This window comes from Rubellimicrobium rubrum (assembly GCF_006152115.1).
GTDB classification, from domain to species: Bacteria; Pseudomonadota; Alphaproteobacteria; order Rhodobacterales; family Rhodobacteraceae; genus Rubellimicrobium; species Rubellimicrobium rubrum.
On the sequence record NZ_VDFU01000014.1, the window covers coordinates 1 to 20249 of the forward strand.

Genomic DNA, 20249 nt, shown 5'->3' on the forward strand with positions numbered 1-20249 from the left:
CCCCAGTCGTAGCGCCCAAGCCGGTCATGCACTAAGTCTGAACCCGGACCACCCGATTGGGGCAGGCCACCGGAGCTTGGCCACGATCTCCTCGGGCTTGTGCTTCTTCTGGGGCATTCCTTCGTCCTCCTCAGGCCCGAAAGCCTACTTCAGGGAGGACCACTTTTCAGGGGGCAGACCAACTCTGCAGAACACCCAGCCTTACTAGCGGCTCCCACGAACACCCTGAGAGTGTGTCAGGGCAGGATCGGGCTGACACGTCAGAGATTAAGGATCTCTCAGAGAGGCTGGATGTCGCACCCATTGCCGCCCGGTTGTCTGAACATTACATGAACGTCATGCCAGCCCTGACCCTTCAAGAAAAGCTTGCCGTGCTGTCGGATGCAGCACGTTATGATGCGTCCTGCGCCTCCTCCGGCACGTCGCGGCGCGACTCCCGGGATGGCAAGGGCCTGGGCAGCACCGACGGCAACGGCATCTGCCACAGCTTCACGCCGGACGGCCGCTGCGTGTCGCTCCTCAAGATCCTGATGACGAACTTCTGCATCTTCGATTGTGCGTATTGCGTGAACCGCGTGTCGTCGAACGTGCAACGGGCGCGCTTCACGCCCGAGGAGGTCGTGGACCTGACGCTCGAGTTCTACCGGCGCAACTACATCGAAGGGCTGTTCCTGTCCTCGGGCATCATCAAGTCCCCGGACGACACGATGCGCGACATGGTCCGCATCGTTCGCACGCTGCGCGAGGTGCACGACTTCCGGGGCTACATCCACCTCAAGACCATTCCGGGCGCGGATCCCGATCTGGTGGCCGAGGCTGGCCGTCATGCCGATCGCTTGTCGGTCAACATCGAACTCCCCACCGAGGCCAGCCTTGCCGCATTCGCGCCCGAAAAGGACCCGGCCGAGATCCGCAAGCACATGGCCGACATCCGGCTCCGGCGCGAGGCCGCGGGCGATGCGTCGCACAAGGGCACGCAGGCGCCCAAGTTCGTACCCGCCGGCCAATCCACGCAGATGATCGTGGGCGCCGACGCGACCGACGATGCCACGATCCTGAAGCAGAGCGCGCGCTTGTACGGCTCCTACGGGCTCAAGCGGGTTTACTACTCCGCGTTCTCGCCCATCCCTGATGCCACCGCAAAACTGCCGCTGGTCAACCCACCCCTCCTGAGGGAGCACAGGCTTTATCAGGCTGACTGGCTCATGCGCTTCTACGAATTCTCTGCCGATGAGATCGCCTCCGACGGCAACCTCGATCTGGCCATCGACCCCAAGCTGGCTTGGGCGCTGCAGAACCGTCAGCACTTCCCGCTCGACGTCCAGCGTGCCCCGCGCGAGATGCTGCTTCGCGTTCCGGGCTTCGGCACCAAGACAGTGGAGCGCATCCTTTCCGCGCGCCGCCATCGCGGATTGCGCTACGACGATCTCTTGCGCATGGGCGCCTCGCTCAGGAAAGCGCAGCCTTTCATCACGCTGGCGGACTGGAGCCCGGGCGCCCTGACCGACAGCGACACCCTCAAGGCCAAGTTCGCGCCGGCTCCGACGCAACTGAGCCTGTTCTGACGCGCCGGACCCCGCGAAGGTCCGGGGCGTTATCTCCTTGTTGCGACTCAAGGCAGCGAACAATACATGAACACCATGCCCCATGTGACGCTTCCCAAGGTCGGCACCGATCAGGCCTGGCGCGAGGCCGCTCGTGCCTGTCTGTCCGCGCGCATTCCACCCGAGGCGATCACCTGGACGCGCGGCCCGGCGGAGGCCGTGCTTTGGGCCGAGGACGAGCCGCCGCCCGCGGCCAAGATCGGCGCCATCCGCGTCCCCGAAAGCTTTGTCCATCTCGCCGCACAGGTCGTCTGGCATAAGGACCCCGAGCGGTTCTCGCGCCTTTACGCCGTCCTTTGGCGCCTGCGGACCGAGCCTGCGCTGATGCAGGATGCCGCCGACAAGGATCTGGTGGGCCTTCGCCAAATGGAGCGGGCCGTCCACCGCGATCTGCACAAGCTCAAGGCGTTTGTCCGTTTTCGTGAGATTGGCGACCGCGGTGCCCCCCGCCGCCGCTTTGCCGCTTGGTTCGAGCCCGCGCATTTCACGCTTGAACCCGCCGCCCCGTTCTTTGCCCGGCGGTTTGCCGACATGGACTGGCTGATCGCCACGCCCGACCTCCTGGCCCGGTTCGATGATGGCGTGACGACCTTCGCCGAAGGGGTGGAGAAACCCGATCTCCCCGAGGATGCGGCCGAGGATCTCTGGCTCACCTACTTCCGCAACATCTTCAACCCGGCCCGCGTCAAGACCGCGCGCATGCTGGCCGAGATGCCCAAGCGCTATTGGAAGAACCTACCCGAAACGGCGGCGATCCCCGACCTCCTCGCCAATGCCGAGAGCCGTGTCCGCGCCATGGCCGAGGCTGCCCCCACCCGCGCGCCCTTTTATGCCAAAGCGATCGCAGCCCGCCCTGCCCCGCCCAAAGCCGTCGTCGCCGCCCCCGGCCTGATCTCGGCTCTCAGGGAGGAGGAGGACGCTTGCACCCGTTGCCCCCTTCATGCCCAGGCGACCCAAGCCGTTCCCGGCGAAGGCCCCCTGGATGCCGCGCTGATGATGGTGGGCGAGCAGCCGGGCGATCAGGAGGATCTGGCGGGCCGCCCCTTTGTCGGGCCTGCCGGCCAGCTCTTCGACCAGATCCTGCGCGACACTGGCATCGACCGCTCCAAGGTGTTCCTCACCAACGCGGTCAAGCACTTCAAGTACACGATCAAGGGCGTCCGTCGCATCCACGCCAGCCCCAACTCCGGCGAGATCAGCGCCTGCAAGTGGTGGCTGCAGCAGGAGGTATCGCTGGTGAAGCCCAAGCTCCTCGTTGCTTTGGGGGCCTCGGCAGCCGAGTCACTCACCGGCTCGCGGGACGGTATCCTGAAGCGCCGCGGTTCCATCGAGGCCGGACCCGACGACATCCCGGTCTTCCTGACGGTGCATCCGAGCTTCCTGCTTCGCCTGCCCGATCCCGTCGCCAAGGAGCTGGAGACGGAGAAGTTCCGACAGGACCTGACAGCCGCCCGCGAGCATCTGGAGCGGCTCGTGGCAGCGTGATCCCGGGGGACTTTCGCAGCGGCCGAAGCGTGCTATCCTTCCGCCCGACCGCCTCACGTCCAGGACCCGACGCGGCCATGCCAGACATTCTCCTGCTCCCCAAGCCCAAGACCCGGACCGAGCGTCCCCGCCTTTACAAGGTGATCCTGCTCAACGACGACTTCACCCCCCGCGACTTCGTGGTGAAGGTGTTGAAGGCCGTGTTCCGCATGTCGGAAGGCGAGGCTTTGGGTGTCATGATGACGGCACACCGCAAGGGGGCCTGCGTGGTGGCGGTCTACACGCAGGAGGTTGCGGAGACCAAGGCGAGGCAGGCCACCGACATGGGTGGTCAGGCAGGATATCCGCTGGCCTTCACCACGGAGAAGGAGGAGTGATCCGGCTTTCCCGTCCCCTCCATGCCGGGTGTGCCGGCGACAGAGGGTGACCTGACATGACCACGACCGTCCTGTTCTGGCGACGGCTCGACGTCCAGGGGCTTGAGCGGCTCGAACTGTCAATCGAGCCAGACGGCATCGTCGCCACCTCGACGGTGCTGTGCCTGGAGAACGGGGGCTTCCGCCTGGATCATCAGTGGCAGCTCGACCCCGAGTGGCAGGCGCGATCCGTCACGGTCGAACGATGGGGCCTTGCGGGTCACGGCGTCCTTCGGTTGCAGCGCACCAGACAGGGCTGGCAGGTGAACGGCTCTCCCCGGTCCGACCTCGACGGCGCGGAGGAGCCGGATCTTTCGGTCACCCCGTTCTGCAACACCTTTCCCATTCGCAGGACTCCGACGGTCGCAGGTCAAAGCCTGACGCTCGATACGGCATTCATCGATGGGTCTGCGTTGACGGTATCCCGCTCCCGCCAGCGCTATGATTGGCAAGGTCCCGGACGGGTGCGATTCGTGGACCTTGGTCTGTCCATGGGCTTCGAAGCCGACCTCGTGGTGGACGAGGCCGGGCTGGTGGTCCGCTACCAATACCTTTTCGAACGGATCGCGCTTCCCGCCTGAATGGCCGACGCGCCCCTGTCCTTGTCAAGTGTTGAACAGGAAATGCAGCACGTCGCCGTCCTTGACGACGTAGGTCTTGCCCTCGGCCCGTAGCTTGCCCGCATCCCGCGCGCCGGTCTCGCCGCCCAGGGCGACATAATCGTCATAGGCGATGGTCTCGGCCCGGATGAAGCCCTTCTCGAAGTCGCCATGGATCACGCCCGCCGCTTGCGGTGCGAGTGTTCCTTTAGCGATGGTCCAGGCCCGCGCCTCCTTGGGCCCGACCGTGAAATAGGTCTGGAGATGCAGCAGCTCGTAGCCCGCGCGGATCAGCCGGTCGAGACCCGCCTCTTCCAGTCCCATGGTTTCGAGGAACTCGGTCTGCTCCTCGTGCGGGAGTTGGGCGATCTCCTCCTCGATGCGGGCGGAAATGACGACATGGCTGTTGCCCTCGGCCTTCGCCATCTCGGCCACACGGGCCGAGAACGCGTTCCCCTCGGCCGCGTCTTCCTCGTTGACGTTGCAGACATAAAGGACGGGCTTGGCGGTCAGCAGTTGCAGCATCCGCCACTGACGCTGCTCGTCGTCCGACACCGTGACCGTCCGCGCGGGCTTGCCTTCGGAGAGCGCGGCCTGCGCGAGCTTGAGGAGCCGTTCCTGCTCCACGGCCTCCTTGTCGCCGCCCTTGATCTTGCGCTGGATGTTCTGGAGCCGCCGCTCGACGCTCTCCAGATCCGCGAGCATCAGTTCGGTCTCGATGGTTTGTGCGTCCGCGACCGGATCGACCCGCCCCTCGACATGGGTGATGTCCCCATCCTCGAAGCAGCGCAGCACATGGGCGATGGCGTCCGTTTCACGGATGTTGGCCAGGAACTGGTTCCCCAGCCCCTCCCCCTTGGACGCCCCCTTCACCAGCCCCGCGATATCGACAAAGGTCATCCGCGTCGGGATGATCTGCCGGGATTTGGCGAGGTCCGCAAGCTTCTCCAGCCGCGGGTCGGGCACCGCCACCTCGCCCACATTGGGCTCGATGGTGCAGAACGGAAAGTTGGCAGCCTGCGCCGCGGCGGTGCGCGTCAGCGCGTTGAACAGGGTGGATTTGCCCACGTTGGGCAACCCCACGATCCCCATGCGAAAGCCCATGCATCCCTCCGTGGCCGAACCGACCCGCCCTTAGCGGTGCGTGGTCCGGCCCGCAAGGCTCAGAGGCGACGACGCTCCTGCTGTCCCTGATAGATGATGATCCAGGCGAGCAAGATGAAGATCGGGTGGCCAAGACCACCCGAAAAGATGATGGCGGGCAGCCAGAACAGGAAGACCACGATGGCCAGGAACGGCCGACCCGCGAACAGGATCGACAGCGGCGGAAGGAGGAGAGCGAGAACGTAGTTCATGACCGATATGTAGGCAGGCCATGTCGTTCGTTCATCCCCTCTGACGGCGAGCAGTGAAACTTCTGACCCGGCGGCCTCCAGGCAGGAGCGGCACGCAGGAACGGGCGGGACCGGGGCGCGGGCCGGTCGCAGCGGAGCGCGGCATCGCCTGGATGGAACAGGGAGCCTGAGACCAGTGAAGATGTGGCGCGGCAACCACCAGAGGGGCTGAACGAAGCCACGACGCCCGAGTGCGACCCAAGGGCGGTCTGCCCAGAACAGCGCGATCCTGACCAGGATTCGCATGTTGCCGAGGGACGGAGCACAGTGTTCCACTCTGTGCTTTCAATCTGAGCGCCGAAGGGACGTCATTCTTCGGCTTATGCTGCACGTGCATAGCGGATCTGCAGCACTGTCCGTTGTGCACGTGCAGCATTAGCGCTAACTTCCACTCACACGATGTGATGGGCCATCCTCCTCCCGGCCTGATCACACACTGTATCGGATCGGTCGTTCTCTCCTCCTCCCTGAACGGTCTCTACCGAACCAAGGCGGCGCTCCTCCTCCCGGAGCTGCCGCCTTTTTTCTTGTTCCGTTTCAGGTTTTCTCACGGGTGGGATGCGAGTCTTCCCTGTCGCCAAGGGTTCAGCATTCGCTGCGCGGGGTTGTCCATCTGTATGCCCGAAGAACGGATCAGAGTACGGGCAGAGTCTCTTCCCCACCCATACCCGATCAGGATGGTCCTGCGGATGCGGGCCCGGGTCCATGATGGTCTACATAGAGCAGAGTCCCCACGCCATTCGGCGACTTGGCGCCTGACCCTGTGCTGCCCGACAACGCCGCCAGATAGGAAGCAGATAGCTGCAAGGCTGTCGCCAGCGCATCGAGTCGATCCCTCCACATCAGACACGACCCCCGGCCCGGGTCGACTGATGGGACGTGAGGGATTGGCTCTGAACCCGCTGGCCGCTCCCTTGGAGTAGAGCCACGACTCCGCGCGTTGAACTCCACTCGGCCGCCTCTCAGAATTTGAAGATATGGGCAACTGCTAGACAGCCGCGCACGGCTTCCATGACCGGTCCAGGTCTGACTTGGGAACTTTGAAAGGGGCGCCTCGTGGCTCGAGCCCTGCTTCTCAAGGAACAGCCCGCGGCTCAGCTACCATGGCCGAAAACTATTTCAACACGCTGGATGGTGGATTGGGGCGCTTGCTTCCAATTCCTAAGCGTGGGGCCAACCACTGACGTTCCAGGCGGGCTCCCCATAGAACTCGGTTCGCTTCGAGCCAAGGTGGACAGAACTTGAACGTCTGTGCCGATGCTCGCTCTCAAGATAGAGGCACGTGCCAGCCCAATCGATAGCATGCATGTCCGGGTCCATGCTGTTGGTCGCCCAAGACCACGGGCCACTCGCGACTTGGTCCTCGAACACGAACGTCGCGCCGCATGGCTGGGCCTGTCGGCTGAAATCTGTCGCGTCATCCGAGCTTCGGTGGCGACGCAAAATGCTGTTCATAGGGTACGCTGCGGCGGCAGGAACACGCGCCAGGCGCCGTTCAGCCACAAGATGTCGCCTTGCTGCTTCCCAAGGGTCAGGGCGCTTGCTAGGACCTTTCGAAACATAGGGAACAGATGGACGGCATCCTTTCGCTTGCGGCGGCCAACCTTGGCTCGCCTATCATCCTGAGCTTCGTTTTGGGCCTTTCGGCGGCTCTGGCGCGGTCGGACCTCTCGGTTCCCGAAGCGGCGGCCAAGACGCTCTCGCTGTATCTGCTGTTCTCCATCGGCTTCAAGGGCGGCGCGTCGGTTGCGGCGCACGGCCTGGATGTCCGGCTCGGCGCGGCGGTGCTGGCCGGGGTCGTGTTGTCCTTCGGGCTGCCTTTCGTGGCTTTTGGTCTGCTGCGTGTCATGACCACCCTGTCCCGGATCGATGCAGCGGCCGTTGCCGCTCATTATGGCTCGATCAGCATCGTGACTTTCGTGGCAGCGACCTCGGTCGTCGCCGGGCGTGGGCTCGAGGCCGAAGGCTACATGGTGGCCGTCGCCGCCGCCATGGAAGCGCCGGCGATCCTGTCGGCCCTTTGGATCGCTTCGCGTGGCGGAGAACGGACCGATGCCGAGCCTGACCTATGGCGGGAGATCCTGCTCAACGGGTCCATCGTCCTCCTGATCGGCTCTTTCGCGATCGGGACCATCACCGGAGAGGATGGCCTGGCCCGGATCGAAAGCTTCATCGTGGCACCGTTCCAGGGTGTGCTTTGCCTGTTCCTGCTCGACATGGGCCTGGTCGCCGGACGTGGCCTGCGGGACCAGCGGGCCGCATTGCGACCTGGGGCCGTGGCTTTCGGCGTGGCGATGCCGCTCATCGGGGGCACCCTCGGCTTGGGCTTCGCTCTGTTGATCGGGTTGTCGCAGGGCGGCGCGGCCTTGTTGGCGACGCTTGCCGCCTCGGCCAGCTACATCGCGGTACCGGCCGCCATGCGGGTGGCCCTGCCTGAGGCGAATCCATCGGTGTATCTGACCCTGTCGCTCGGGGTGACCTTTCCGTTCAACCTGACGGTGGGCATCCCCATATACGTGGCTGCCGCCACAACCCTTGTCGGAGCGTCATGATGCAGACCCACAGGGCCAAGCGTGTCGAGATCGTCATAGAAGCCCCACTGGAACGCCGGCTGACGGAAGCGCTCGAGAAAGCGGGCGTCACCGGCTATACGATCCTTCCCGTCCTGGGCGGAGGAGGCCGTTCGGGTCACTGGAGTCGCGAGGGGCAGGTCGGCCGCTCCGGCATGGTGGCGGTGATCTGCCTGATCCGGCCAGAGCGGCTGGAGCCCCTCTTGGAGGCGGCGTTCGCGGTGGTGGAGCGGCATATCGGCGTGGTCAGCATCACCGACTGCGAGGTGCTGCGGGCCGAGCGGTTCTGAGAAGGCCGCCGAGCGGACCGACCGCTACGCTGACCTTCTCGTTCCGGAGCTTGGGCTTACAGACGGGTTAGCTGAGACTGACCCTGCTCGGCAGAGCTAGCCTCCAATCGAGATGCCGGATCAGCCCCACGCCATCAGGCGGCGCGCCAGGTTCGATCCCTCGCGACGGACTTCTTGGACCAGGTGGCCATCGCAGGCTGCGCCGCGACCACAGCCCCCGTCTCTCCACCCTGGGCGATGTGATCGATATGGACGATGGCCGCGTTGACTTGGTCAAGGCCGATGGCTTGCTCTGCCGCGCCGGCGGCGATGGTGTTCATCAACCCGTTCAGATCGGAGACCGCAGCCACGATCCGGTCCAAGGCTTGGCCAGTGTCGCCCACCAGGCTTGTGCCTTGCCGAACCTGCTCGGACGAGGTCTTGACCAGCCCACGGATCTCCTTCGTGGCATCTGCAGATCGCTGCGCCAGTTTGCGCACTTCGCCGGCGACAACGGCAAAGCCTCGTCCCGCCTCCCCGGCCCGTGCCGATTCCACCGCCGCATTGAGGGCGAGCAGGTCGGTCTGCCGGGCAATCTCGTCGATGACAGCAACGATCTGGCCGATTTGAGCCGACGATCCTTCGATGGCGGTCATGGCGCTTGTCGCGCGATGGACGACCTCGCTCGACCGCTCCGCATCGGAGTTGGCGCGAGCCACCGCATCGCGGGCATGGGCGGCGCTCTCGGCGACGGCCTTGGCATTGGCCGCGATCTCCTCGACCGCAGCGGCTGCTTTCTGGCTTTCCCCCCGCGTCCGTTCGGACGCAGCCATCACGCGCTCCCGGGCGGCGTCGGCTTCGGCCCGCGCCGCGGCGGCCTCTTCCACCTGCTGCGCCAGTTCGGCGCGGCTGGCACTCACTGCGATACGGGCTTTGGCGCTCTGGACCATGGACCAGATCAATACGGCCGCCTCGAACACCACGATGCCGCCATGAAGCGCCGTCCGCCCGATATCCTCAGTGAGGCCGTTGGAAGGATAGACCAGCTCCGGCAGTACCAGGGCCAGCAGCAGATGATGAAGAGCGGTGACGACCACCGCGAGCACCACGGCCGGAATGCTTCCCATGGTGGACACGATGGCCAGCACGGCGAAGAACAGCATGTGCGAGTCGAGCTGCATCCCATGGCCGGTGAGGGCGGCCGTGAACGCGATACACTGGCCGATCAGGGCCACCGCCAGGAGCAAGGGCTGGAAGCCGGGCTTGAGGCTGCGCGATACGAAGGCCAGCATGACCATCATGAGAGAGGCCAGCAGCACCGGCAGCATCGGTCCACTGGCAAGGAAGGCTGCGCCCGGCGGAAAGACGGCCAGTCCCAGAACCACCATCCGCGCCATGCCCGTCCCGGACGTTAGCGCCGCGTCTTCGTGAACCGTCGTCATCCCTCGAACTCCCAGTCGCAGATTGCGTTCAGGGCTGCGGCATCCAACACCATCCAAGCGCCAGCTTGCCGGAAGACCTCGGGAGAGGCGCCCGTCGCGAGCACGGACAACGGAGCGGCGGTCGGCCCGATGATCTGGCCGCCGGCGATCTGGACCACGCCGGCCGCACCGCCGTCCCATGGCGGCGCGATCACGAGGACCGGGCCGTCGCCGGACGGGGACGCGCTCAGCGCAAACACCATCGGTCCGGTGACCAGACACATGAGCACGCCCAGGGTAATGAGGGAGTAGGATGCCACAGCCTTCATGCGACTGGCTTGCATCGAAACAGGTGTTCAAGCCGTGAAGGCCGAAGGGGGAAATACCGAAGGTTCGAGTCAACTGCGGTCCGAGCACCGGGTTGAGCCCATGCTCTGACAAGATGGAGGACCTCGCGGGCCAGCCTGCCAGTTCTCCTATCGGCGGTTGGATCTCGCGAAGGGAGCGGCAGATGACACTTAGGCCGACCGATGCTGGCTCCTACACTCCTTTCGGAGGTCGGTCACCCAGCGTCTCCCCGCTCGGACACTGTCCGTCGGCGCCTGCCATTTCCTGCTTCACCGATGGAAACATCGACTTCACAGGACACCCGGCTGGCTGCGAAGGCGCTTGAGGAGCTGGATAGGCTCTGCAATGGTCGAGGGGATACCCGCTGGGCTGACCGCGCAGCGCGGGACGAACGACTAGGCGTGAGGCGGAACTGATGAAGCAGCGCTTGCTTGAAGAGCTGGAGGCCCTCAGGGAGGCACACCGGACGGCGAAGACGCAGGACGACTTCGATGCCCTGCGGCAACGAGTGCAGGTGATCGAGGAACTTTCAGCATCGACCGCCGAGCGTTCGAAGGCCGAGAAGGCCTCCCTGGAACGGGTAAAGGGCGTCGTGTCCGAGGCCATCCGTGCCCGACAGCAGCAATCGGATCAGCCGAGCAACTTCTCCGCGACGGTGTTCGCCCTCATGCAGGCGGTCAGGCGCGGAACTTCGGGCTATGACGGCTGACCTGGTGAAGAGCTTTTAGCCTGCGAACTCTGCTGCTCGCCCGCCGCGCCCTTGCCGGATGGATGTCATCCCATGATCAGCGGGCCATGATGCCCTAGCGGCTCGGTGGCGCAGCGCCGCTGCTAGCGGGTCCAGAATCTCGGCTGGATTGCTGGCTTCCCCTTAAGGGGATCAGGACCGACCAGCCAGCGTTGCCAAGTCCTCGGGCGTCAGCCGCCGCCCTGCGTCGTCCTTGATCACCATGTTGGCAGCCTCTCGGTTATAGGTCGTCCACCATCGAAGCGCATCGGCCGGTGTTTCGGCCTTTTTGCGCACGGGACCAGTCGGCCCCTTCCATGATACTGTGAATGGCATTGCTGATCTCTTGAGTTCTTTGCAAAGGCAAGCTTAGGGCTGAGCTTCGGGAAGGGCATGCAAGCACAGCCAACGTCGTGTCGAGTTGCTGTCACACCTGACGCGGTCCGGCGCGGGTGCCCGAAAATGGGCAAGAGGGCGAACGGGCCGCCCCCTTGCCCCCTGGAGTTGCAGAGTCAAGCGGTTCCGCGAAGGGACCACCATGTCACCGGCTTACGCCAGTTGGAGGTTTTCCGCCGCTTCACGGCCATCGCGGCCGGAGACGATGTCGAAGGTGACCTTCTGGTTGTCGCTCAGGCCGGTCAGGCCCGCCCGCTCCACGGCCGAGATGTGCACAAACACATCTTTGCGGCCGCCATCGGGGGCGATGAAACCGAAACCCTTGGTGGTGTTGAACCATTTCACGGTGCCACTGGCCATCGTGATGTCTCCTGTCTGATCTGCTGCCCACAACATGCGGCAGCCCGGCTCGGTCAGCGTCACAACGAGAAACTGAAGCCGATGACGGAGACAGTGGATCGAGGGAGAATAACGTTCGCACAACAAAGATGGGGCGTGCGTCGCTGGAAAGCAAGGACCGGTCGTCTCAGTCCAGTCTGCTTGCCGGAGCGGTCGGGCCGTGCCGGACCTTGAACGGTCCGGCACATTGACGCACCGGCGGCCGGTCCGACCCTATTTGAGCCGCCCACCGCCTCTGCGCAAGTTCAGGACAATTTCAGGTTGGCTGCGGACTCTCGGCCGTCGCGGCCGGACTCGACGTCGAATGTGACCTTCTGGTTGTCCTGCAAGCCGGTCAGACCCGCGCGTTCAACGGCAGAGATGTGGACAAAGATGTCCTTGCCGCCGCTGTCGGGCGCGATGAAGCCGAAACCTTTGGTCGCGTTGAACCATTTCACGGTGCCACTGGCCATCGTGAAGTCTCCTCTCAGATTGCTGCCCGCAAGGTGCGGCAGCCCGGCGCCGTCAGTGTCACTTCGATGAACTGCAGCCGGTGAAGGAGAACAGCGGGTCGAGGTCGAATAACGTTCGCAGGCTGTGCACATGGGCCGGAGTCGGACCGAGGCAAGGGTCATGGCACGATTGCTTGTGCTTCTGCCGTCCTTAAGCGATCCGTCCTGCAGCCGCCTTGTCCCATTTCCCTGAAAGCCCACGGGGGTTCTGCCACTGTTCGACAATTTTCCTTCGGTCTTCGCTTGCTTAACGGCTGCGCATGCGTCCGGCGACCCGGCTCACGGATGCGAACTGCGGACAGCCTTCCAGGATCCGACTTGGCCGCGTTGCATGGTCTTCCCACGAACCTGATCCCTCTCGCCCTGTCGACCTGGTGCAAGCGGCCGGTGCATCGGCAGCCTTTTGGCTAAAGCGTCATGAGACTGTGGGTAAGCGTTTTGCTGCGCCCTTTGGACCTCGGCGGAAAATGGTGCATCCGGCAACGCGGCGCTTTGGAACAAAGCAAGAACATGTTAACCTTGCGTCATCCAAGCGGAGGAATCACCTATGCAACCTGTTCCCTATCTCTTCTTCAAGGGCACCTGCGAAGAGGCCCTGCGCACCTATGCCCGGATCTTCGGCGCTCCCGAGCCCGAGATCATGAGGTCGTCCGAGGCCCCCGAAGGCGAGACGATGGGCGATCCAAACAGCGTCATGCATGGATCGGTCAAGATCGGCGACGGGCTTCTCTATGCATCCGACTACTCCCAGGCGGTTCCCATGGCCGGCAATTCGATCTGCCTGTCGGTACCGAACACGACTGAAGGGCAGCGCCTGTTCGAAGCCTTGTCCGAGGGCGGCGCCATCGAGATGCCGTTCGAGCCGACCTTCTGGGGTCCGGGGTTCGGCAGCCTGACCGACCGTTTCGGCACCCGCTGGATGATCGACACCGAATCCGCCCCGGCCTCGGCCGAACCTGCGGAAGCGGTAGCCTGATGCCGACGATCCCATACCTCCACTTCCAGGGCCAGTGCGCCGAGGCGCTGGCCTTCTATGCCTCAGCCCTGGGCGGTTCGGATCTGGCCATCATGCGTTATTCCGAGAGCCCACAGGCTCCCGAGGATTGGAAGTCCCTGGACCGCGTCATGCATGGTCAGGTTCGGATCGGTGAAGGCATCCTCATGGCTTCGGACTTCCCGCCCGGGAGCGATGGTCATCCCCAGGCCGGTGTCAGCGTCATGCAGACCTTCGGAGATTCCGAATCCGCCCGCTCCACCTTCGAACGACTGTCCGAGGGTGGAGCAGTTATCCAAAGGTTTGCCCCGACCTTCTTCTCTCGCGGGTTCGGGATGCTGCGTGACCGGTTCGGCACGCACTGGATCATCTCGGCCGAGCCGGAGAACGGCACCGCGCGCGACCAGGCCGCCGATGCGGAGCCAGAGGCTCACCCCACCTGATCGTCTTGCATTTCCCGATCCCCTGTCGCATCCCCCGTGAAAACGGGGGATGAGGCCTATGACACGCATCGATGACACCTTCGCGCGGCTCAGGGCCGAGGGGAAAAAGGCCTTCGTGTCCTATATCATGGCCGGAGATCCCGACTTCGAGACCTCGCGCGAGATCGTGCTGGGCCTGCCCGGGGCCGGGGTCGACATCATCGAGCTCGGGCTGCCCTTCACTGATCCGATGGCGGACGGGCCCACGATCCAGTTGGCCGGGCAGCGGGCGCTGGCGAATGGCCAGACCCTGGACCGGACGCTGCAGATTGCCCGCGACCTTCGCGTCCGGGACGACCGTACCCCGATCGTGCTGATGGGCTACTACAACCCGATCCACTCGCGTGGCGTGCCTCTCTTTCTGGAGCAGGCTAAGGCGGCCGGGATTGACGGCCTCATCGTGGTGGACCTGCCGCCCGAGGAGGATGCGGAACTCTGCATTCCAGCACAGAAGGCCGGGCTGAACTTCATCCGTCTCGCCACGCCGACCACGGATGACCGCCGGCTGCCGACGGTGCTGCAGAACACGTCCGGTTTCGTCTATTATGTCTCCATCACCGGGATCACCGGGGCTGCTGCCGCGCAGGCGACCGATGTCGGACCCGAGGTGGCCCGGATCAAGGCTGCCACGAACCTTCCCGTGATCGTGGGCTTCGGCATCCGCACCCCCGAGTCAGCCCGCGCGATCGCCGAAGTGGCGGATGGCGCGGTCGTCGGGTCCGCCATCGTGTCCGAGGTCGCTCAGGGCCGGACCCCGGCCGAGATCCTTGCTTTCGTCAAATCCTTGGCCGACGGCGCTCACTCCGCCTGACAAGGCTGACCGGACCCTACCAGGCCACGCGCGTCAGAGAGGCGCCGATCGCCTGGTCAGCGCTTGCCTCGATCAGTTCCGCGATGCTCGGGGCGGGCTGGGGGCGGCCAAGAAGATAACCTTGCCCAAGAGCGCAGTTCTCCCGTGCGAGAAACGCGAGCTCTTCGTCCCGTTCGATCCCTTCGGCGGTAACATCAAGCCCGAGCGAGTCCGCGAGCGCGAGGACGCCCGAGACGATCTTGGCCTTGTGCGGCAGGAGATCGACCTCGTGGATGAAGCTTCGGTCAATCTTGAGCTTGTCGATGGGTAGTTGCGTCAGCAGCGCGAGGCTGGAAGTTCCGGTTCCGAAGTCGTCGAGCGAAATCCGCACCCCTGCGTCGGCCAGGTCGCCTATGATCCTGCGGGCGATGTCGAGGTCGGCCAGCACCGCCCGCTCCGTGATCTCGATCTCGAGCCGATAACCAGGAATGCCGTGCCGTTCCAGGATCCCGAGGATCCGGTGCGGAAGGCCAAGATCCGCGAATTGTCGCGGCGACAGGTTGAAGGACATGGGAAGATCGGTGCGCCAGCCGGCCAGCGCGGAACAGGCCTTGTCCAGCACAACGTCCGACAGCTGCTCGATCAGGCCGATCTCCTCGGCCAGGGCGACGAAAACATCGGGGGGAATGAAACCCCGCTCGGGGTGGCTCCAGCGGGCGAGCACCTCGAAGCCGCGCAGGCCACGGCCCGTGATATCGTAGATGGGCTGGAAATACGGGATGATCGCCCCTTGGAGGAGAGCGCGACGGAGATCCTGCTCCAGCGCGGCCTGTTCGCGCAGGGCTGCGCCGAACGCCTCGTCATAGTGCGTGTAGCCGCCCCGCCCGGCCTGCTTGGCGCGGTACATGGCCTGGTCGGCGCGGCGGAGCAATTCGGACGAGATCATGCCATCGGACCAGACGGCAATCCCGATCGAGCACGAGATGGTCGCCGACCAATCATCGAACTCGAACGGCTCGGACAAAGCCTGGACGATGCGGCGGGCCAGACTGCCGCCATGGTCCGGGCAGTCCCAGGCCCTGAGGACAACCGCGAACTCGTCGCCGCCGAGGCGGACGATCAGGGCGTCCTCCGGACAGATCCGCCGCAGGCGGGCGGCCGTCGCACAGAGCAGCAAGTCCCCGGCCTGGTGCCCGCGAAGATCGTTGACCGGCTTGAACCGGTCCAGATCGAGGAGAAGCAGGATCGGCCCTTCATTCCGGGTGTTCAAGCTGCCGGTACCTGTGGCCTCCTCCATGCGGAGATGGAAGCAGCGCCGGTTAGGAAGACCCGTCAGCGGGTCGTGCAATCCGACGTGCTGCGCCTCGGCTTCGGCTTCGCTCGTTTCCCTGTGTGCTCGGGCCAGCGCGCGGTTCCAACGGACAAGGAGGATGGGCACGGCCAGTGCGACAGCGATCAGGCCGGAGAACAGCTCATCCAAGCTCCACCCCTCGTAGGAGCGGGACACCTCGTAGAGCCACTCGAACAGGTCGATGCGGGCCAGCGCGGTGCCGGCAAGCGCCACCAGAACCAGCCCAGCCAGATTGGCCGGAACGAGCAAGGTTCGCAAAAGACGCCGCATGGCCAATTACTCGCGCTGGATCCTCGGACACCCTGCGCCGGGATGGCAAAGAGGGCGTTAACGCCTGAGTTTCAATGCCTAAAGTTGAACGGGACATGTCCGGCTCGCCCACTATCAAGCCTTGGCTGCCGCTGGCGAAGGGCTTTCCATGATGCGCTAAAGCGGGATACAGCAGGGCATACCCTTGCGAGAACTGCCATGCCCGTCATCACCAGCATCGACGACCTTAGGCACCTGCACCGCCGCCGCACACCGAAGATGTTCTTCGACTACTGTGAAAGCGGCTCATGGACCGAGCAGACGTTTCGCGAGAACAGCTCGGATTTCGACAAGATCCGCTTCCGCCAGCGCGTCGCAGTGGACATGTCAGGGCGCACGCTCAAGGGCACCATGCTGGGTCAGCCGGTGACCATGCCCGTGGCCCTTGCCCCCATCGGATCGCTCGGCATGCAGAACGCCGACGGCGAGATCAAGGCTGCCCGCGCGGCTGCCCGCTTCGGCGTGCCCTATACGCTCTCCACCATGTCGATTTGCTCGATCGAGGACGTCGCGCAGAACAGTGCCGACCCGTTCTGGTTCCAGCTTTACGTGATGCAGGACACGGGTTTCGTGGACGAGATCATCGAACGCGCCCGTGCAGCGAACTGTTCGGCTCTCGTCTTGACGCTCGACCTCCAGATCCTTGGGCAGCGGCACAAGGACATCAAGAACGGCCTGTCCGCACCGCCCAAGATCACGCCGCGCAACGCCTTCGACTTTGCCACCAAATGGCGTTGGTCCTTTGGCATGGCAGGCACCAAGAGGCGCACCTTCCGCAACATCGTGGGCCATGCGAGCAGCGTGGGCGACCTCACCTCCCTGTCCGCTTGGACGGCCGAGCAGTTCGATCCCCGCCTCGACTGGGCCAAGGTCGAGCGCATCCGCGAGCGTTGGGGGGGCAAGCTCATCCTCAAGGGCATTCTCGACGCCGAGGATGCCAAGCTGGCGGTGAAGGCCGGCGCCGACGCCATCGTGGTTTCGAACCACGGCGGGCGGCAGCTCGACGGGGCGCTGTCCTCGATCCGGATGCTTCCCTCCGTCGTGCGCGCCGTGAAGGGCGAGACGGAGATCTGGCTCGATTCGGGCATCCGCTCGGGCCAGGACATCCTCAAGGCCATCGCGCTGGGCGCGGACGCCACCATGGTCGGGCGGGCCTATGTCTACGGGCTGGGCGCCATGGGCGAGGCGGGCGTCACCCGCGCGCTGGAAATCCTGCAAAAGGAAATGGACGTCACCATGGCGCTTTGCGGCCGGCGCACCCTCCGCGAGGTCGCCCGCGACATCCTGCTGGTGCCCCGCGACTTTGAAGGCGACTGGGCCGAGAACGCCTGACTTCGCGCGGCTCGCTTGCCGGGCGGAGCGACCTACCCTAATCCCCGCGCGACATGCGAGACGGGAACCCCGCCATGGCGAGATCGACGAACCCACCCAAGAGCGCGGGTGCACCGAAGCGCAACGCTCCGTCATCCGCGTCGACCGGCTCAGCGCCGCCGAGCCTACGCCCAGACCCGCTCTTTGAGCTTCGCTGGCGCCGTGCCCTCCGTGACCTGCGCGGCCCCCTCGCTCGTCTCTATGGCGGCGAGCATGACGTGCCGGCCCTCCTCGGCCGCATCCGCGACATCGCGGCCCGCCATCACCGCGAGCGGCCCGAGGATCTGAAGGCCTTGGACCTGCTGCGCGACGTGGATCCCGAATGGTTCCTTTCGCAGGAGATGGTGGCCTATGTCGCCTACACCGACCGTTTCGCGGGGAGCCTCGCCGACCTGCCCGCGCGGGCGCCTTACCTCAAGGATTTGGGTGTCACCTATCTCCACCTGATGCCCTGCCTCATGCCTCGCCCGGGTCAGTCGGACGGCGGCTACGCGGTCATGGATTACCGCAGGATCGACCCGAAAGTCGGCACCATGGAGGATTTCGAGGTTGCTGCCCGCGCGCTGCGGGACCAGGGCATCTCGGTCTGCCTCGACCTCGTGCTCAACCATACCGCCAAGGAGCATGATTGGGCCGAACGGGCCAAGGATGGCGACCCTTACTTTCAAGCGTTCTACCTGATGTTCGAGGATGACGTTCTCCCCCGCGAGTACGAGGCGACGCTGATCGACATCTTCCCCGACCAGGCACCCGGCAGCTTCACCTTCTACCCCGACCTGGGAAAATGGGTCTGGACCACCTTCAACGAATACCAGTGGGACCTGAACTGGGCCAACCCGGAGGTGTTCCTCGCTGTCCTCGATACCATCCTCCACCTCGCCAACAAGGGGGTGGAGGTGTTCCGCCTCGACGCCGTGGCCTTCATGTGGAAGCGGCTTGGCACCAGTTGCCAGAACCTGCCCGAGGTGCACGACATCCTTCAGGCGATCGTGCAGGCCACCCGCGCCGCGGCGCCCGCGGTGATCCACAAGGCCGAGGCCATCGTCGGCCCCCGCGATCTGGTCCCCTACCTGGGCCAGGGCGGGCACGAAGGGAAGGTCGCCCAGCTCGCCTACCACAACAACCTCATGGTTCAGTTCTGGTCATCGCTGGCCAGCCGCGACACGCGCCTCATGACCCATGTCCTGCGGACGCACTTTCCCGAGCGCTTCTCCCGCGCGAGCTTCGCCACCTACATCCGCTGCCACGACGATATCGGCTGGGCCATCACCGAGGAGGACGCGGCCCAGATCCCCCACATGCTGGCCCACGCCCACCGCAACTTCCTCGCCGACTTCTACAACGGCAACTTCCCCGGCAGCTTCGCACGGGGCGCGGACTTCCAGTCCAACGCGGAGACCGGCGACCGCCGCACCAACGGCAGCTTCGCCTCCCTGGCGGGGCTCGAACAAGCCTTGGAGGCCGGCGACCCTGCTCTTGTCGACCATGCCATTGACCGGACCCTCATGGGCCACGCGCTGATCGCCAGCTTCGGAGGCATTCCCCTGCTCTACATGGGGGACGAGATCGGCCTCCTGAACGACCATGGCTACCGCGACGACCCGGACCGCGCCTCCGATGGCCGCTGGATGCACCGGCCGCGCATGAACTGGTCCCTTGTTGCTTCGCTTCAGGACCAGCCGGACAGCCCGGCCGCCCGCCTGCACGATGGAACTCGCGCCATCCTTGCGGCTCGAAAACGGATCGATGCCTTCGCGGCCTATGTTCCGACACGCATCCTGGATACAGGGCACCCGGCGCTTTTCGCCTTTCTGCGCGCGGACGAGCAGACGCCGGTGACTTGCGTCCTCAACTTCACCGAGCATCCCCAGCGCATCGCGACTTGGGCTCTTCGTCTGGAGGACGGCTTGGAAGATGCCCTGTCCGGCCGCCGGGTAGGAGTGGTGGAGGGCGAGTTGTGGCTTTCCCCGTACCAGACGCTCTGGCTCAGGCGGGCGACGTAGCGCCTGGACCCGTGGCGAATTTCAGGGAAGCACGAATAGCCAAGACCCGCGCCTCGCTAACGGAGAGAAACGACAGGACTCGGCCAGCCCCCTTCCCATCGGCTCGTGCCTGCGCTAAGGGAACGCCCTCGGAACCGGGCCGCACACCCTTGGAGGGCGGCCCCTTTTATATTTGGAGAATACCCATGGCTGGTGAGGTCATCGATCTCGTGGCCCAGGTTCGCGCGGGGACGGGCAAGGGGGCCGCTCGCGCTGCTCGCCGTGAAGGCGCAGTACCTGGGATCATCTATGGCGGCGGGCAAGAGCCGCTGCCCATCAATCTCGAATTCAACGCGCTGATGAAGCGCCTGAAGGCGGGGCACTTCCTGTCCACGATGTTCAACCTCAAGATCGAGGGTCAGGTCGACCAGCGCGTTGTTTGCCGTGGCGTCCAGCGCCACGTGGTCAAGGACCTGCCGACGCATGTCGACTTCCTGCGCATCTCGCCCACGACCCGGATCAACCTTCTGATCGACGTGGTCTTCACGAACCACGGGGCCTCCCCGGGCCTGAAGCGCGGCGGCACCCTTGTGGCCGTGCGCCCGCAGGTGCAGCTCGAAGTTACCGCCGGCGAGATCCCCGACCATATCGAAGTGGACCTGACGGGCCGCAACGTGGGCGATGTCATCCACATCAACGACATCCCTCTCCCGGCCGGCGTCAAGCCGACCATCGAGCGGAACTTCGTGATTGCCAATATCTCGGCGCCCTCGGGCCTGCGCTCGGCGGACAACGTGGAAGAAGCCGCCTCCTGAGCGGCAGTCCATGACGCGACCGGACGGGGCCTTTCG

At 64.9% G+C, this 20249-nt stretch carries 21 protein-coding genes; 13 read left to right on the forward strand and 8 right to left on the reverse strand.

Going from position 1 to position 20249, the window contains the following annotated elements:
• The first annotated feature begins 338 nt into the window (after positions 1-338).
• The 4 genes from FHG66_RS12185 (at position 339) to FHG66_RS12200 (ending at position 4086) form a co-directional block, all read left to right on the forward strand.
• Entirely contained in the window at positions 339-1565 is a 1227-nt protein-coding gene (locus FHG66_RS12185; protein WP_139077362.1) for a putative DNA modification/repair radical SAM protein, read from the forward strand.
• A 75-nt stretch (positions 1566-1640) separates the two neighbouring features.
• On the forward strand, positions 1641-3089 hold the full coding sequence (locus FHG66_RS12190; protein ID WP_139077363.1) for a UdgX family uracil-DNA binding protein: 1449 nt from the start codon (positions 1641-1643) through the stop codon (positions 3087-3089).
• A gap of 77 nt (positions 3090-3166) precedes the next feature.
• Positions 3167-3466, forward strand: a complete 300-nt coding sequence (gene clpS / locus FHG66_RS12195) for an ATP-dependent Clp protease adapter ClpS (protein ID WP_139077143.1) — start codon at positions 3167-3169, stop codon at positions 3464-3466.
• Between the two features lie 56 nt (positions 3467-3522).
• Positions 3523-4086, forward strand: a complete 564-nt coding sequence (locus tag FHG66_RS12200; RefSeq protein WP_139077145.1) for a putative glycolipid-binding domain-containing protein — start codon at positions 3523-3525, stop codon at positions 4084-4086.
• A 24-nt stretch (positions 4087-4110) separates the two neighbouring features.
• On the opposite strand, the gene ychF is transcribed toward FHG66_RS12200, so the two are convergent.
• Positions 4111-5208 carry a redox-regulated ATPase YchF gene (gene ychF / locus FHG66_RS12205; protein WP_139077147.1) on the reverse strand — a complete coding sequence of 366 codons (1098 nt, stop codon included), beginning with the start codon at positions 5206-5208 and terminating at the stop codon, positions 4111-4113.
• A gap of 59 nt (positions 5209-5267) precedes the next feature.
• Positions 5268-5459, reverse strand: a complete 192-nt coding sequence (locus tag FHG66_RS12210) for a hypothetical protein (RefSeq protein WP_139077149.1) — start codon at positions 5457-5459, stop codon at positions 5268-5270.
• 1610 nt (positions 5460-7069) lie between these two features.
• On the opposite strand from FHG66_RS12210, the gene FHG66_RS12215 reads away from it, so the two are divergent.
• Positions 7070-8050, forward strand: a complete 981-nt coding sequence (locus FHG66_RS12215) for a sodium-dependent bicarbonate transport family permease (RefSeq protein ID WP_139077151.1) — start codon at positions 7070-7072, stop codon at positions 8048-8050.
• Positions 8050-8358 carry a P-II family nitrogen regulator gene (locus FHG66_RS12220; protein ID WP_139077366.1) on the forward strand — a complete coding sequence of 103 codons (309 nt, stop codon included), beginning with the start codon at positions 8050-8052 and terminating at the stop codon, positions 8356-8358. Before FHG66_RS12215 ends, FHG66_RS12220 begins: the two co-directional genes overlap by 1 nt.
• 134 nt (positions 8359-8492) lie before the next feature.
• Here the strand turns inward: FHG66_RS12220 and FHG66_RS12225 are convergent, their stop codons facing one another.
• Both FHG66_RS12225 and FHG66_RS21900 read right to left on the reverse strand, forming a co-directional pair.
• Positions 8493-9779, reverse strand: a complete 1287-nt coding sequence (locus FHG66_RS12225) for a methyl-accepting chemotaxis protein (RefSeq protein ID WP_218013840.1) — start codon at positions 9777-9779, stop codon at positions 8493-8495.
• Positions 9776-10087: a hypothetical protein gene (locus tag FHG66_RS21900; protein ID WP_218013841.1), complete on the reverse strand. Its 312-nt coding sequence runs from the start codon at positions 10085-10087 to the stop codon at positions 9776-9778. The genes FHG66_RS12225 and FHG66_RS21900 overlap by 4 nt, the downstream gene beginning before the upstream one ends.
• Positions 10088-10521: 434 nt before the next feature.
• On the opposite strand from FHG66_RS21900, the gene FHG66_RS12230 reads away from it, so the two are divergent.
• Positions 10522-10815 carry a hypothetical protein gene (locus tag FHG66_RS12230; RefSeq protein WP_139077155.1) on the forward strand — a complete coding sequence of 98 codons (294 nt, stop codon included), beginning with the start codon at positions 10522-10524 and terminating at the stop codon, positions 10813-10815.
• Between the two features lie 171 nt (positions 10816-10986).
• Here FHG66_RS12230 and FHG66_RS21605 read toward each other — a convergent pair whose 3' ends face one another.
• The 3 genes from FHG66_RS21605 to FHG66_RS12240 form a co-directional block, all read right to left on the reverse strand.
• Positions 10987-11169, reverse strand: coding sequence for a hypothetical protein (locus FHG66_RS21605; RefSeq protein ID WP_176556236.1), 183 nt, complete (start codon positions 11167-11169; stop codon positions 10987-10989).
• A 213-nt stretch (positions 11170-11382) separates the two neighbouring features.
• Positions 11383-11589 (reverse strand): cold-shock protein, encoded by a 207-nt coding sequence (locus tag FHG66_RS12235; RefSeq protein WP_139077157.1) that lies wholly within the window; start codon positions 11587-11589, stop codon positions 11383-11385.
• Positions 11590-11873: 284 nt separating this feature from the next.
• Positions 11874-12080, reverse strand: a complete 207-nt coding sequence (locus tag FHG66_RS12240; RefSeq protein WP_139077159.1) for a cold-shock protein — start codon at positions 12078-12080, stop codon at positions 11874-11876.
• A 586-nt stretch (positions 12081-12666) separates the two neighbouring features.
• Here FHG66_RS12240 and FHG66_RS12245 point away from each other — a divergent pair.
• Genes FHG66_RS12245 through trpA form a run of 3 tightly spaced genes read left to right on the forward strand, consistent with a single transcriptional unit; the run spans position 12667 to position 14406 of the window.
• A complete protein-coding gene (locus FHG66_RS12245) occupies positions 12667-13095 on the forward strand; it encodes a VOC family protein (RefSeq protein ID WP_139077161.1) in 429 nt (142 codons plus the stop codon).
• On the forward strand, positions 13095-13556 hold the full coding sequence (locus FHG66_RS12250) for a VOC family protein (protein ID WP_139077163.1): 462 nt from the start codon (positions 13095-13097) through the stop codon (positions 13554-13556). The genes FHG66_RS12245 and FHG66_RS12250 overlap by 1 nt, the downstream gene beginning before the upstream one ends.
• A gap of 58 nt (positions 13557-13614) precedes the next feature.
• Entirely contained in the window at positions 13615-14406 is a 792-nt protein-coding gene (gene trpA, locus FHG66_RS12255; RefSeq protein ID WP_139077165.1) for a tryptophan synthase subunit alpha, read from the forward strand.
• Between the two features lie 16 nt (positions 14407-14422).
• Here trpA and FHG66_RS12260 read toward each other — a convergent pair whose 3' ends face one another.
• Positions 14423-16006, reverse strand: a complete 1584-nt coding sequence (locus FHG66_RS12260; RefSeq protein WP_139077167.1) for a putative bifunctional diguanylate cyclase/phosphodiesterase — start codon at positions 16004-16006, stop codon at positions 14423-14425.
• A gap of 198 nt (positions 16007-16204) precedes the next feature.
• Between FHG66_RS12260 and FHG66_RS12265 the strand changes: the two genes are divergently transcribed.
• From FHG66_RS12265 to FHG66_RS12275, 3 genes are all read left to right on the forward strand, one after another.
• On the forward strand, positions 16205-17377 hold the full coding sequence (locus FHG66_RS12265) for an alpha-hydroxy acid oxidase (RefSeq protein WP_139077169.1): 1173 nt from the start codon (positions 16205-16207) through the stop codon (positions 17375-17377).
• Positions 17378-17451: 74 nt separating this feature from the next.
• Positions 17452-19419 carry an amylosucrase gene (locus FHG66_RS12270; protein WP_139077171.1) on the forward strand — a complete coding sequence of 656 codons (1968 nt, stop codon included), beginning with the start codon at positions 17452-17454 and terminating at the stop codon, positions 19417-19419.
• A gap of 185 nt (positions 19420-19604) precedes the next feature.
• The gene (locus FHG66_RS12275) at positions 19605-20213 is read left to right on the forward strand and encodes a 50S ribosomal protein L25/general stress protein Ctc (protein ID WP_139077173.1); all 609 of its coding nucleotides are present in this window, start codon (positions 19605-19607) and stop codon (positions 20211-20213) included.
• The last annotated feature ends 36 nt before the right edge of the window (positions 20214-20249 follow it).